We start from the raw sequence: 13,457 nt of genomic DNA, 5'->3' as shown, positions 1-13,457 counted from the left end.
CGCGCCCACCCGCCCCTTAGCCCGTCCGCGTGCGGGAACGCCGCTGAAACTGCCGGAAGCCTGGCGGGCGGAACCCCCTCAGTGCCCCGCGCTGCTTAGCGCTATTCCCTCAGAGCCCCGCGCTGCTTAGCGCTATTCCCTCAGCCCCGCGCTGCTCAGCGCACCAACGCCCCTTCTTAACAGACAAAGCAAACTGAAAACCGGCAGATAATGCGCTATTACTTCTGCGGTTGGGACAATTTTCCGAAACTCGTCGGCTTTTCATCTCGTCTGTTTACAGAAAATTCAGGACAGGCAAAATAGCGTTTATTTTCTCACCATAACTCACTATGTCTGAAGAAGCCCTGCGTCAGCAGATCCAGAACCTGAAAAAACACAACGCGCGCCTGAAGCGCATTGCGCATGATGCGCGCAATAAACTCAGCGCCGCGCTGGATGGCACCGGACTCTGCCTGTGGCAGCTGGACATTCCCAGCGGCAAACTGGTGATATTTAACCGGCGCTGGGGGGCGATGCTTGGCTTTCAGCCGAAAGAGACCAAAGCGCGCTTTGAGGCCTGGCGGGAGTGCCTGCATCCGGAAGATGCGGATGAGGTACTGCGGGCGTTTTACGACCATATCGAAGGGCGGGCGCCGTGGTATGAGGCGCTGCACCGTATGATTGGCAAAAATGGCAAAATCACCTGGGTGCTGGATCGCGGTCGCGTCAGCGAGTGGGACGCGGCGGGTAATGCGCTGCGTGTGACCGGTACGCATATCGATATGACCAAAGAGAAAAACTATGAGGCTCAGCTCGCGCTGCTGGCGCATCACGATCCGCTGACGGGTCTCGCCAATCGCCATGCGCTCTCCGTTCAGTTTGCACAGATGCAGGCCGGAGGGCCGCTCTGCGTGGCGTTTATCGATCTGGACAACTTCAAACATGTCAATGATACCCTCGGTCATCGCAGCGGTGATGAAGTGCTGATCCAGCTCAGCCAGCGGATACTGGACGCTCTGCCGCCTGTGGTGCTGGCGGGCAGGCTCGGCGGTGATGAGTTTGTGCTGCTGATGCCGTTCCTGATTGATTACCCTAAAGTACGGATTCTGGCGCAGGCGGTGCTGGAGGCGGCGCTGCAGCCGTTTGATGTGGATAACGGCCTCGCACAGATTGGTGCCTCAATCGGCGTGGCACCGGTACAGCCGAAAGAGAGCTTTGATGATGCGCTGAAACGGGCAGACGAGGCGATGTATCAGGTGAAGCGTAATGGAAAGCAGGGGATCAGGCTCGCTGCCTCCGGGCAGGAGAGACGCGCCGTTTAACCCTTAAATGCATCCGCTGTAACCCTTATTCGCGTAATGCGCCTAAACTTGCCTGTGGACATTGCCGCGGCGATCTCTGCTGGCAATAAAACTGCCTGTTATCGGCCATACACGGAGAATGAGATGAGCACCTTTCAGACTAAAGATGGCGTTACGCTCTGGTTCAAAGACTGGGGCAGCGGCCAGCCAGTGCTGTTCAGCCACGGCTGGCCGCTGGATGCGGATATGTGGGACAGCCAGCTGACTTTCCTCGCGGAGCGGGGCTATCGCGTTATCGCGTTTGACCGTCGCGGTTTTGGCCGCTCAGAGCAGCCGTGGGAAGGATATAACTACGATACCTTCGCTGATGATATCCATGATCTGATTGAACATCTCCAGCTGGAAGAGATTACGCTGGTAGGGTTTTCAATGGGTGGGGGCGATGTCGCGCGCTACATTGGCCGCTACGGCAGCGCGAAAGTAAAATCGCTGGTACTGCTGGGTGCCGTGACGCCGGTGTTTGGCCGGAAAGCGGATCATCCGGAAGGCCCGGAACAGGCGGTGTTCGATGATATCAGGGCGGGATTGCGTCAGGATCGCGCGCAGTTTATCAGCGATTTTGCCACGCCGTTTTATGGTCTGAACGCCGGACAGCAGGTTTCAGACGGGGTGCTGACCCAGACGCTCAATATCGCGCTGCTCGCTTCGCTGAAAGCGACTATCGACTGCGTTACGGCGTTTGCAGAGACGGACTTCCGGGATGATATCGCTAAAGTCGATGTGCCCACGCTGGTGATCCACGGCAGTAACGATCAGGTTGTACCCTTTGAGGCGACCGGCAAGCTGGCGCATGAGATGATTAAGCATTCGCAGCTGAAAGTGTATGACAATGCACCGCACGGCTTTGCGGTTACCCATCAGGATCGGCTGAACGCCGATCTGCTCGCCTTTTTGCAGCAGCAGAAATAAAAAAAAGGTCGCCTGCGGGCGACCTCCTCTGAACGGCAGGGCAGAGTTAATCTGCCAGCAGATGACCATACATCGTCAGCAGACGGCGCGTCACGCCGTTGGTCCAGCCGAAACCGTCCTGCAGCGGATATTCACCGCCGCCGCCCGGACGCGCCCGATCGCCGCTGATATCATATTTCTCAACCAGCTTGTGATGCAGCGAGTAGAAATTTTTCACCGTAGTCAGCCAGTTCACCGCAATCTCAGTGGCCAGCGTCTCTTCACCGTAGTGATTCAGTCCTACCACGGCCATCCACTGCAGCGGTGCCCAGGCGTTGGGCGCATCCCACTGCTCGCCGCTCTCCACCATCGAGGTCAGCAGTCCGCCCTGCGTCAGCAGCAACTGGCGCAGCGCAATCGCCTGCAGATGCGCCTGCTCAGGCGAAGCGAGGCCGAGGAACAGCGGTACAACCGCAGCGGCGGTAAAGGCGCCAAACCGCTCGTTGCGCCAGTCGTAGTCACGATAGACGCCTGCGGTGGTATCCCAGAGGTAACGGTTAATCGCCTGCTTACGCGCATCCGCTTTTTTCTGCCACGCCAGCGCCGTCAGCTCTTCACCGCGGGCATGCGATAGCGTGGAGATCATCAGCTCCAGCTTGTAGAGAAACGCATTGAGATCGACCGGGATAAACTGCGTGGTACGGATACTCGCCAGACGCTGCGGATCGCGCAGCCAGCGTGAAGAGTAATCCCAGCCGGATGCAGCACCGGCACGCAGATCGCGGTAAACCTCATTAGCCGGACGGCTCGACTTGCTGGCCGTCTCCACATCTTCCACCCAGGATTCATCACGCGGTGTGTCGCGATCGTCCCAGTAGCGGTTGAGGAGAGAGCCGTCGGGCATGCGCACAACGTGACGATAAGCCTGATGCGGCATCAGCTCACCTGCGCCATCCATCCAGAACTGATACTCTTTCATCAGCTGGTCAAGGTAGCGTTTGGCACCGCGAATGCCATCCTCTTCAAACAGCTCCACCATCAGGGCAAACACCGGCGGCTGTGAGCGGCTGAGATAGTAAGTACGGTTTCCGTTAGGAATATGACCGTAGTTATCGATCAGCCAGGCAAAATTGTCCGCCATATGACGCAGCAGATCGTCACGCCCGGCATCCGCCAGCCCCAGCATGCTGAAATAGGAGTCCCAGTAATAGGTTTCGCCAAAGCGGCCGCCGGGTACCACGTAAGGTTTTGGCAGCGGCAGCAGCGAGGAGTGTGGCATATGCTGCTGAGGCATTTTTGTCAGCACCGGCCACAGATCATCGATGTGCTCTTTCAGCGTTTTATCCGGATTTGAGACATAAAAGCTCTCATTTACCTGCGGCAGGTAAAAGTGCTCATGAATAAACTTTTCCAGATCGAGATCGCCTGCCCGCTTGCGGCGGCGATAGCGGATAAGAATATCCAGCGGATCGAATTTAGGCGCGCAGTCGGGAAACGTTTTGCTGTCAGCAAAAATATGAGAGGTCTGAACATGTTCAAACATCTCCAGATAGCGATCGGCAGGCGTCAGCGCATCCGGTGCCGGCAGTCCCTGAATCAGCTCAGGTTCTGGCTCCGAATCTTCTGCGCCTTCACGCACGAACTCATGAGGATCGTATTGATACCCCAGATCAGCATGGGCTTCGTGTTCACCGAACACCTGGCGTGGCTGGTGGTTAGTATTAATAACGGCCTCCTGAAATTCCTGGTTGCTCAAAAGACAAATTATAGAGGGTTCGCGGTTGCAGACAACAATGCGAAATATCTATGAACGTAATAAATATTGTCGATGGATCGCCGTTTTTGCCTTTTTTACAATATTAACAACGGCCTGTATTTAGAGATATTTAAGGTGTTTCTTAAATATACCTTCAGAAAGCGCGCCGGATTAATCTGCAAATAAGAAAATCGCCAGTTTCAGGCGCCGCTCGCCCTTTTTTCTTGATCAATTTATGCGGTCGTTTTCTGCTTCCGACATCCGGTTCACATGCTTTAGCCATCCGGGCGTCTGTGCCTCCGGAAGAGACGCAGGATCCCGCTGCGATAAATTTTGTGCCAGAAGAACAGGCGCTAAGCAAAAACGTTATTAATTACCTTTCGCTATAAACAGGTTTTTTTTAATTTTAATTTAACTAAAAAACGGCCGTGCAATAATTTTTACACTGCGCTGGCGCAGAGATCAGGCTGCCGTTTTGGTTGTTACCGCAATTAACAATTAAATGAACTGCTTAAAGAAGCGATCTCTTTTACAGCCGCTAAGCTTAATAACAACATTGTCACAATAGAGCAGGATAATTAACCTTAACTCAGTGATTTTAAACAAATAGTTTCTCGCAAAAACAATGATCTTAATCAAGGTTTACTGGTATAGTTTTATTCACTCCCTCTTTTCCGTTTGTTCCTGCCGGGTTTCTCACATTTGGCGGGAATTGATGACGGTGTAGCAGAAATTATTCTGCGCGCCATCTTTGTTAATAATAAGTAAAAATTCCGCGTAATTTTGTGGCAATGAGGTAAGCAATGTTTGGATTAGATGCTTTTCATCTGGCCAGGATACAGTTCGCGTTTACTGTCTCCTTCCATATTATCTTCCCGGCCATCACTATCGGGCTTGCCAGCTTTCTGGCGGTGCTTGAGGGGATGTGGCTGAAAACTCGTAATGAAACCTATCGCGATCTCTATCACTTCTGGTCGAAAGTGTTTGCGGTGAACTTCGGTATGGGGGTGGTCTCAGGTCTGGTTATGGCCTATCAGTTCGGGACCAACTGGAGCGGGTTCTCGCAGTTTGCCGGAAGTATTACCGGTCCGCTGCTGACCTATGAGGTGCTGACCGCCTTCTTCCTTGAAGCGGGCTTCCTCGGCGTCATGCTGTTTGGCTGGAACCGCGTCGGGCCTGGTCTGCACTTCTTTGCCACCTGTATGGTCGCGTTGGGTACGCTGATCTCCACGTTCTGGATCCTCGCATCAAACAGCTGGATGCACACGCCGCAGGGCTACATCATCCAGAATGGTATTGTGGTGCCGGAAGACTGGTTCAAAATTGTGTTTAACCCCTCATTCCCTTATCGGCTGTTCCATATGTCGGTGGCGGCATTCCTCGCCAGCGCCTTTTTTGTGGGCGCGTCCGGGGCATGGCATCTGCTGCGCGGCAATGACAACCCGGCGATCCGCAAGATGTTCTCAATGGCGCTGTGGATGGCGCTGATTGTTGCTCCGATCCAGGCGATGATTGGCGATGCGCACGGCCTGAACACGCTGGAGCATCAGCCGGCAAAAATTGCTGCCATTGAAGGACACTGGGAAAACCCGCCGGGTGAAGCCACGCCGCTGATCCTGTTTGGTATTCCGGATATGGAAGAGGAGCGTACAAAGTATGCGCTGGAAATCCCTTATCTCGGCAGCCTGATCCTGACGCACAGTCTTGATAAACAGGTTCCGGCACTGAAAACTTTCCCGAAAGAGGATCGGCCTAATTCGCTGGTGATCTTCTGGTCGTTCCGCGTCATGGTGGCGATGGGTCTGCTGATGATCACACTCGGCGTGTTCAGCCTGTGGCTGCGTTATAAACAGCGCCTCTACAGCTCACGACCGTTCCTGTGGTTTGCGCTGCTGATGGGACCATCGGGCCTGATCGCTATTCTTGCTGGCTGGTTCACCACTGAAATCGGACGGCAGCCGTGGGTGGTTTACGGCGTGCAGCGCACAATCGATGCGGTTTCAGCGCATGGCGACCTGCATATGAGTATCAGCCTGCTGGCCTTTATCCTGGTCTACTCATCGGTGTTTGGCGTGGGCTATGTCTATATGATGCGCCTGATCAAGAAAGGTCCGCACACCGGTGAAGGAAAAGATGTCCGTCACGGTGGTCCGGGTCAGGATAAGACGCCAGCGCGCCCGCTCTCTGCTGCACATGAGAGCCTGGATGCTTCGCAGGAGGGTAAATAAATGATCGATTTTTCCGTTATCTGGTTCGCCATCATCGTCTTTGCCACGCTGATGTATATCGTGATGGATGGCTTTGACCTGGGCATCGGTATTCTGTTTCCGTTTAACAAAGATGCCGTTGAGCGCGACATGATGGTTAACACCGTGGCGCCGGTCTGGGATGGCAATGAAACCTGGCTGGTGCTGGGCGGAGCAGGGCTGTATGGTGCCTTTCCGCTCGCCTATGCGGTGATCGCTGATGCACTGGCGATCCCGCTGACGGCTATGCTGATCGGCCTGATTTTCCGCGGTGTGGCGTTTGAGTTTCGCTTCAAGGCGACTGAAGAGCACCGTGCATTCTGGGATAAATCGTTTATTGCCGGTTCGCTGCTGGCGACCTTCAGCCAGGGCGTGGCGGTCGGTGCGATGATCAACGGTTTCCCGGTTAAAGAACGTGAGTTCGCCGGTTCAGCTCTGGACTGGCTGGCCCCGTTCCCGCTGTTCTGCGGCGTGGGTCTGGTTGTGGCCTATGCGCTGCTGGGCTGCACCTGGCTTATCATGAAAACCGAAAATGAACTGCACCGTAAAATGTCTGCGCTGGCTACGCCGCTGGTGATTGCGCTGCTGGTGATCGTCGGCATTATCAGCCTGTGGACGCCGTTTGCTCACGAAGCGATTTCGCAGCGCTGGTTTACCCGGCCGAACCTGTTCTGGTTCCTGCCGGTGCCGGTACTGGTTCTGCTCTGCTCGTGGGGCATTATGCGCGCCATCAAACGCGAGGCGCACTATTCGCCGTTCCTGCTGACGCTGGCGCTGATTTTCCTCGGCTTCTCCGGGCTTGGCATCAGCGTCTGGCCAAACATTATTCCGCCATCCGTAACCATCTGGGAAGCGGCATCGCCGCCGCAGAGCCAGGCCTTTATGCTGGTGGGCAGCCTGCTGATTATTCCGATGATTCTGGGCTATACCTTCTGGAGCTACTATGTGTTCCGCGGAAAAATCAAAGCTGACGCAGGATACCACTGAGATGCAAACGGAGGTCAGCAACATGAAACAGCACACTGAACATAAAGCGCCGCTCTGGAAGCGGGTAATGTGGCTGGTGATCATCTATGGTGCAAGCGTGCTGGCACTCGGCGTGGTGGCATCCCTGTTTCGTATGATGATGACCGCGGCAGGTATGCGTTCGCATTAATATCTGTCTGCAGCCGAGCGGCACAGCGCAGCGTGCCGCTCGCATTTCGTAAAAAGTTAGTTACCTAAGCAATTAGTGCGCCACCCTCAGCGGATCCTTTACTCTTCCTTACGTTGGTTAGGCGATTTTGTTATATTTATGTGACAAATAACGCATTAATGCGCGCTTTCCTGACTCATTCAATTAGAACCATGCTTAGCCTGAACCTGAAAAAGCAGTATATCTCTGACCTGGTTGACTGGATTGAAGCCAACCTGACCGATGAACTTAATATCGATCTTATCACCCTGAAATCGGGCTATTCCAAATGGCATATGCAGCGCATGTTCAAGGAGATGACGGGCCAGACGCTGGCCTCCTACACGCGTAAACGCCGCCTGACTTTATCCGCCATGGCGCTTCGCTTAACCAGCATGCCGCTGATCGACATCGCCGTGCGTTTTGGCTTCGATAATCAGCAAAATTTCACCCGTGTTTTCAAAAGTCATTTTTCGCTGACGCCTGGCGCCTACCGCCGTATTCCGGAAATGCGCATGAAAGCCTTTCACAGCCGCATCTCTGCACCGCGCCCGTGGGTTAAAACACGGCTCGCTGAGAAACCGGAAATCCGTCTGAGCGGAGAGGTGGTGGAGTGGGAGTGCCGCTTTGGCGAATATATTGACCATCACAACCATATTGTGGCGCAGTATACACGCGACTTTATCGCCTTTGCCGGTCAGCACGCCACGCGCGGCTGGCTCGGTTTTCAGTTCAGTCCCGGCGTGAGCTCGCTCGATCAGCAGCATATCAGCCTGTTTCAGGCGCTGGAGAGTGAGCACGCTGACGTTCTGCCACAGCATGTGCAGAACTGGACCGGCGAGAGCGGGCTGTATGCAGAGATCGACTGGCATGGCGCGCCGGAAGAGATCAACGCCTTCACCGCCGAGATTTACTACAACCATCTGCCCGCGCTCGGCGTGGCGCGCCGGCCCGGTAAGGATCTGCTCAGGCTCGATTTGAAATACAGTACGCCGCAGCTGCTGCAGGGCACCTTTCATATTCCGGTAGCACTGGAATAAACAGCAAATTGTGCGGCGAAACGTGACAAACCGCACAATTTTATAAACCCTGCGCCGGTAGCGGCGTAAAATTCTGCTCCGAAGCCTGACCTGCCGCGCCATGCGCTGGCAGCGCAGCATCAGGCTGGATGGCTCTCTGCATTCCCGGTCCGCTCCGGATCTTTACATGAAACCCAAAATCATCATGCGACTTTTACCGTTGTTCTTGTCCGCGGCGCTTGCCGTTTTTTCATCGCTGGCCGGTGCGCAAATGGCTGAGCCATTTTCACCCCCCGGCGGCCTGCATCCGCACCAGCAGCGCTGTGCTCAGCAGGAAATTGTGGGTGACAACGCACTGCCTCAGTATGAAAACAGTGAGAACGCTTCTCTCTGCTGCAGCGATCTGCACGCCTGACACCTGCCGCCGCTCTCCGCTAATGCGGCAACCGCATTTTTCGACATTGTTTCCCGGCGCGGTCACCGCTATCGTTTCGCCATGTAATGAGAATTATTTACATTAATTTAGCGTGGCGGTACAGGTGGAGTGCGCTGCTGCCGCTGCCGGGAGAAGTGAATTGTCACAGAAAAAGAGTCGTGCACCGCAGCGAGTGCGTAATGAGCTGCGCTTTCGTCATCTCACAGTAGCCAGCAAAACCCGTGTTGCCGGTGTTTTCTGGCGCATTGTGTTTACCGGGGCCGATCTGGCAGGCTTCCATTCCCCCTCGTTTGACGATCATATCAAAGTCTTTTTCCCCTCCGGGCCGGGCTGCGATGTTGCGCTGCCGCAGCTGAGCGAAGAGGGCATCGTCTGGCCTGAGGGCGTGCGTCCCGCCGCGCGCGACTACACGCCGCTGGCGTTTAACGGCGTCGACGCTCTGACGCTCGATTTCTATATGCATGATGACGGGGTGGCGAGCGGCTGGGCAGCTGCGGCTAAGCCTGGCGATCGGATTGCGATGGGCGGGCCGCGCGGCTCCTGCATTATGCCGGTGGATTACGCCTGCCAGGTCTATGTCTGCGATGAAACCGGGCTGCCTGCTTTTAAGCGGCGCTATGCGGAACTGCAGGCGCAGCGCGTTCACCTGCTGGCGTTTACGGATGCTGCTATCGGGCGCGACTATCTGGGAGAGATGGAGGGCGTTACCGTTCACTGGCTGGGCAGCAACCGTATGGCGGCCACTACGCCAGCGCAGCTGACGGCAGAGCTGGCTGCCATCGATTTCACCGGCGATGACTATTTTGTCTGGCTGACCGGAGAAGGCAATGCGGTGAAGCAGCTCAGCGACTATTTTACGCAGCAGCGCGGCGCGGATACGGACTTTGTCCGCGCCGTCGCCTACTGGCATCAAAAGTCATCTGAAAAGTAAGCAGCGGCAGATATCCCGCTGCCGGCGAGCGGCGCTAGCGCCGTTTGTCGGCATGGCCCAGCGAGCGATCCGGCCAGCAGTAGTCGCGCACGCGCTGTTTCAGCGTGACCGCATCCGGAAAGCCGCCGTCGCGTTTGCGCTCCCAGATAACCTGACCATCCACGCTGATCTCAAATACGCCGCCGGTACCAGGCTGCAGCGTGACCGCGCTGAGATCGTCGCTGAACGTCTGCAGCAGCTCCTGAGCCATCCACGCTGAACGCAGCATCCAGTTGCACTGGGTGCAGTAGTGCAGGGTAATCGCGGGCTTAGACATCGTTAACTCCCTGACGACAATCCACTATCAGCCGGCCGCGCACCTTGCCCGCCAGCAGCTGTTCGGCGCCCGCCTGCGCTTCGCTGAGCGGAATGATGCGGGTTATCTGCTGCAGCAGCGCGCTGTCGGCCTGCTCTGCCAGCCGCTGCCACACCTGCTGGCGCAGCGGCTGCGGACACATGACGCTATCGATTCCGGTCAGCGTGACGCCGCGCAGAATAAAGGGTGCCACGCTGCCCGGCAGATCCAGCCCCTGCGCCATTCCGCACGCGGCCACCACGCCGTCGCGGCGCATCCCTGCCAGCACGTTGGCCAGCGTGTGGCTGCCCACGGTATCAATGGCGGCGGCCCAGCGCTCTTTTGCCAGCGGTTTACCCGGTTCGCTGAGTTCAGCACGATCGATTACCGCTGTGGCGCCCAGCGTATTGCACAGGTAGTCGCGCTCAGCCGTGCGTCCGCTGGCGGCGACCACCTCATATCCCAGGCGCGCCAGCAGGCTCACCGCAAAACTGCCTACGCCGCCGCTGGCTCCCGTTACCAGCACCGGGCCGTGCTGCGGAGTGATGCCCTGTTTTTCCAGCGCCATCACGCAGAGCATCGCAGTAAAGCCGGCGGTGCCTATCGCCATCGTCTGCTGCGGGCTGAGCGCATCCGGCACGCTGACCAGCCAGTCGCCGGAGACGCTGGCTTTCTGCGCCAGTCCTCCCCAGTGCTTTTCACCCACGCCCCAGCCGGTCAGCAGCGCCAGATCGTTCTGCTGCCACGCCGGATGGCGGCTGTGGGTCACGCGGCCCACAAAGTCGATGCCTGGCACCATGGGAAACTGGCGTACGATCGGCCCTTTGTTGCAGATGGCGAGCGCATCTTTGTAATTCAGCGTGGAGTAGCTGATATCGAGGATAACATCCCGATCGGGAAGCTGTTGCTCGGAGAGATCCTGCAGGGAGGTGCGATACCCCTGCGCATCATTTTCAATGACCAATGCTTTGAACATGCCGCCTCCGGCGATGGGAAGTGTGCAGCCAATAGTAACCCTGATTGTGAGCCGCAGCAAAAAATGCCATTATCGCGACCGGCGGGTCTCCTGCACTGGTTACGCCGTTCCTTTCTGTGCCACTGGCACCCACTCATCCTGTTATGCCGGGGATTTGAGTTATGAACCCATTGAAAATAGCCGCCAGCGTGGCAATCGCGCCGGGCCTGAGCCTGAATACCACCCGCGATGTCGTGACGCTCGACACGACCGACTTTACCGACGTTGCCGCGGTGGTGCTCTCGCTGGCGGATACGCGCAGCGGCGTACTGATGCTGCTGCGCCAGACCGGATTCAACCTGCCGGTGTTTGTGGCGAACGCGTTTGATAGCGCAGTACTGGAGCTGCCTGGCGTGACCGGAGAAATCAACGGCGCAGCTGAAGAGTGGCAGGCGCTGGAGCAGGCTGCGCAGCAATATGAAGCGGCACTGCTGCCGCCTTTCTTTGATACCCTGACGCGCTACGTCGATATGCAGAACAGCACCTTCGCCTGCCCGGGCCATCAGGGCGGGGCGTTTTTTCGCCGCCACCCCGCCGGGCGGCAATTTTATGAATTTTATGGTGAAAACCTGTTCCGCTCTGATATGTGTAATGCAGATGTCCGGCTGGGCGATCTGCTGATCCATGAAGGCTCGGCGAAAGATGCGCAAAAGTTTGCAGCCCGCGTCTTTAACGCTGACAAAACCTATTTTGTGCTGAACGGAACATCAAGCGCGAATAAAGTCGTCACCAATGCGCTGCTGACGCGCGGCGACCTGGTTCTGTTCGATCGCAATAACCATAAATCTAACCATCACGGCGCGCTGCTGCAGGCGGGCGCCACGCCGGTCTATCTGGAGGCGGCGCGGAATCCGTTTGGCCTGATTGGCGGCATCGACGCGCACTGTTTTGATGAAAACTATCTGCGGGCAGAGATCGCAAAGGTTAGTCCCCAACGCGCCAGGCAGGCGCGGCCATTCCGGCTGGCGATTATCCAGCTCGGCACCTATGACGGCACCGTTTACAACGCGCGTCAGGTGGTGGACCGCATCGGTCATCTGTGCGACTACATTCTGTTTGACTCCGCGTGGCTCGGCTATGAACAGTTTATTCCGCTGATGGCGGCGGGTTCACCGCTGACGCTTACCCTGACGGAAGACGATCCGGGGATCTTTGTCACCCAGTCAGTACACAAACAGCTGGCGGGCTTTTCGCAGACCTCGCAGATCCATAAAAAGGATAATCATATCCGTGGTCAGCAGCGCTTTTGCCCGCATAAGCGGCTGAACAACGCCTTTATGCTGCACGCCTCAACCAGCCCGTTTTATCCGCTGTTTGCGGCGCTGGATATCAACGCGCGTATGCACCAGGGCGAGGCAGGGCGCAGCCTGTGGCACGACTGTGTCATACAGGGCATTGAGGCGCGTAAAGCGATCCTGCAGCGCTGCACCATGATTAAACCGTTTCTGCCTGCTCAGGTACACGGCGCGCCGTGGCAGCAGGCAGACAGCGCCGCTATCGCCCGCGATCCGGCTTACTTTAGCTTTGAGCCCGACGCGGAGTGGCACGGCTTCAGCGGCTATGCGCCGGGCCAGTATCAGATTGACCCCTGCAAGCTGCTGCTTACCACGCCGGGCATCGACGCACGCAGCGGCGCGTACAGCGACTTTGGCATTCCGGCCACCATACTGGCGAACTATCTGCGTGAGAACGGCATCGTGCCGGAGAAGTGCGATCTCAACTCCATTCTGTTCCTGCTGACGCCGGCAGAAAGCGCAGAGAAGATGGCGCATCTGGTGGCGATGCTGGAGCAGTTTGAACAGCAGGTGCGCGAAGATGCACCGCTGGCGGAAGTGCTGCCGAGCCTGTATCGCAAGCATGCGGAGCGCTATCGCGGCTATACGCTGCGCCGCCTCTGTCAGGAGATGCACGATCTCTACGTCAGTTTTGCCGTTAAAGATCTGCAGAAAGCGATGTTCCGCGCTGACTGTTTCCCGCCGGTAGCGGTCAATCCGCAGGATGCGCATCAGGCATATATCCGCGGTGAAGTGGAGCTGGTGCCGGTCGCGGAAGCGGAAGGGCGTATCGCGGCGGAAGGGGCATTACCTTATCCACCGGGCGTGCTGTGCGTCGTGCCCGGCGAGGTGTGGGGCGGGGCGGTACAGCGCTACTTCCTGGCGCTGGAAGCGGGCATCAACCAGCTGCCGGGTTTTTCACCGGAGCTGCAGGGGGTTTATATCGCGGAACAGAGCAGCGGCTATAAGCAGCTGGTGGCGAATATGCTGATCTGAATGTATCGCGCCCTGACCCGACCGGGCAGGGCGCGACAATCTGGCGCA

General features: G+C 56.9%; 12 protein-coding genes. 9 read left to right on the top strand and 3 right to left on the bottom strand.

The annotated features are described in order from the left end of the window. Positions 1-329 precede the first annotated feature (329 nt). Together AC2CF9_RS17070 and AC2CF9_RS17065 are read left to right on the top strand one after the other, a co-directional pair. The gene (locus AC2CF9_RS17070) at positions 330-1,301 is read left to right on the top strand and encodes a diguanylate cyclase domain-containing protein (protein ID WP_484557533.1); all 972 of its coding nucleotides are present in this window, start codon (positions 330-332) and stop codon (positions 1,299-1,301) included. A 123-nt stretch (positions 1,302-1,424) separates the two neighbouring features. Beyond that, the gene (locus AC2CF9_RS17065) at positions 1,425-2,249 is read left to right on the top strand and encodes an alpha/beta fold hydrolase (protein WP_484557532.1); all 825 of its coding nucleotides are present in this window, start codon (positions 1,425-1,427) and stop codon (positions 2,247-2,249) included. Between the two features lie 46 nt (positions 2,250-2,295). Here the strand turns inward: AC2CF9_RS17065 and treF are convergent, their stop codons facing one another. Next, positions 2,296-3,954 (bottom strand): alpha,alpha-trehalase TreF, encoded by a 1,659-nt coding sequence (treF, locus tag AC2CF9_RS17060; protein ID WP_484557534.1) that lies wholly within the window; start codon positions 3,952-3,954, stop codon positions 2,296-2,298. Between the two features lie 833 nt (positions 3,955-4,787). Here treF and AC2CF9_RS17055 point away from each other — a divergent pair. The 6 genes from AC2CF9_RS17055 to AC2CF9_RS17030 all read left to right on the top strand — a co-directional run bounded on the left by AC2CF9_RS17055 (position 4,788) and on the right by AC2CF9_RS17030 (position 9,790). Further along, a complete protein-coding gene (locus AC2CF9_RS17055; RefSeq protein ID WP_039380115.1) occupies positions 4,788-6,212 on the top strand; it encodes a cytochrome ubiquinol oxidase subunit I in 1,425 nt (474 codons plus the stop codon). Further along, positions 6,213-7,217 (top strand): cytochrome d ubiquinol oxidase subunit II, encoded by a 1,005-nt coding sequence (gene cydB, locus AC2CF9_RS17050; protein ID WP_484557531.1) that lies wholly within the window; start codon positions 6,213-6,215, stop codon positions 7,215-7,217. Between the two features lie 22 nt (positions 7,218-7,239). After that, complete coding sequence (locus AC2CF9_RS17045; protein ID WP_369826793.1) at positions 7,240-7,386, top strand: DUF2474 domain-containing protein; 147 nt, start codon at positions 7,240-7,242, stop codon at positions 7,384-7,386. 191 nt (positions 7,387-7,577) lie between these two features. Next, positions 7,578-8,444 (top strand): helix-turn-helix domain-containing protein, encoded by an 867-nt coding sequence (locus AC2CF9_RS17040; protein ID WP_150018503.1) that lies wholly within the window; start codon positions 7,578-7,580, stop codon positions 8,442-8,444. Positions 8,445-8,694: 250 nt separating this feature from the next. Then, on the top strand, positions 8,695-8,838 hold the full coding sequence (locus tag AC2CF9_RS17035; protein ID WP_223810722.1) for a cytochrome P450: 144 nt from the start codon (positions 8,695-8,697) through the stop codon (positions 8,836-8,838). A 160-nt stretch (positions 8,839-8,998) separates the two neighbouring features. Further along, complete coding sequence (locus AC2CF9_RS17030) at positions 8,999-9,790, top strand: siderophore-interacting protein (protein WP_484557530.1); 792 nt, start codon at positions 8,999-9,001, stop codon at positions 9,788-9,790. 34 nt (positions 9,791-9,824) lie between these two features. Here AC2CF9_RS17030 and AC2CF9_RS17025 read toward each other — a convergent pair whose 3' ends face one another. Both AC2CF9_RS17025 and acuI read right to left on the bottom strand, forming a co-directional pair. Next, the gene (locus AC2CF9_RS17025) at positions 9,825-10,106 is read right to left on the bottom strand and encodes an Rdx family protein (protein ID WP_039380110.1); all 282 of its coding nucleotides are present in this window, start codon (positions 10,104-10,106) and stop codon (positions 9,825-9,827) included. Further along, a complete protein-coding gene (gene acuI, locus AC2CF9_RS17020) occupies positions 10,099-11,100 on the bottom strand; it encodes an acrylyl-CoA reductase (NADPH) (RefSeq protein ID WP_150018506.1) in 1,002 nt (333 codons plus the stop codon). Before acuI ends, AC2CF9_RS17025 begins: the two co-directional genes overlap by 8 nt. Before the next feature lie 161 nt (positions 11,101-11,261). Between acuI and AC2CF9_RS17015 the strand changes: the two genes are divergently transcribed. Continuing rightward, positions 11,262-13,409, top strand: a complete 2,148-nt coding sequence (locus tag AC2CF9_RS17015) for an ornithine decarboxylase (protein ID WP_484557529.1) — start codon at positions 11,262-11,264, stop codon at positions 13,407-13,409. The last annotated feature ends 48 nt before the right edge of the window (positions 13,410-13,457 follow it).

The organism is Pantoea sp. SYBGC1 (assembly GCF_057197005.1).
Note: the sequence above shows the minus strand (reverse complement) of the source record. Positions and strands in the feature narration are given on the sequence as shown.

Excerpts from the sequence above, each read along its gene's own strand:
- cydB (WP_484557531.1), top strand. The coding sequence starts at position 6,213 with ATGATCGATTTTTCCGTTATCTGGTTCGCCATCATCGTCTTTGCCACG.
- AC2CF9_RS17035 (WP_223810722.1), top strand. The coding sequence starts at position 8,695 with ATGGCTGAGCCATTTTCACCCCCCGGCGGCCTGCATCCGCACCAGCAG.
- AC2CF9_RS17055 (WP_039380115.1), top strand. The coding sequence starts at position 4,788 with ATGTTTGGATTAGATGCTTTTCATCTGGCCAGGATACAGTTCGCGTTT.
- AC2CF9_RS17040 (WP_150018503.1), top strand. The coding sequence starts at position 7,578 with ATGCTTAGCCTGAACCTGAAAAAGCAGTATATCTCTGACCTGGTTGAC.
- AC2CF9_RS17045 (WP_369826793.1), top strand. The coding sequence starts at position 7,240 with ATGAAACAGCACACTGAACATAAAGCGCCGCTCTGGAAGCGGGTAATG.
- AC2CF9_RS17025 (WP_039380110.1), bottom strand. The coding sequence starts at position 10,106 with ATGTCTAAGCCCGCGATTACCCTGCACTACTGCACCCAGTGCAACTGG.
- AC2CF9_RS17065 (WP_484557532.1), top strand. The coding sequence starts at position 1,425 with ATGAGCACCTTTCAGACTAAAGATGGCGTTACGCTCTGGTTCAAAGAC.
- AC2CF9_RS17015 (WP_484557529.1), top strand. The coding sequence starts at position 11,262 with ATGAACCCATTGAAAATAGCCGCCAGCGTGGCAATCGCGCCGGGCCTG.
- acuI (WP_150018506.1), bottom strand. The coding sequence starts at position 11,100 with ATGTTCAAAGCATTGGTCATTGAAAATGATGCGCAGGGGTATCGCACC.
- AC2CF9_RS17070 (WP_484557533.1), top strand. The coding sequence starts at position 330 with ATGTCTGAAGAAGCCCTGCGTCAGCAGATCCAGAACCTGAAAAAACAC.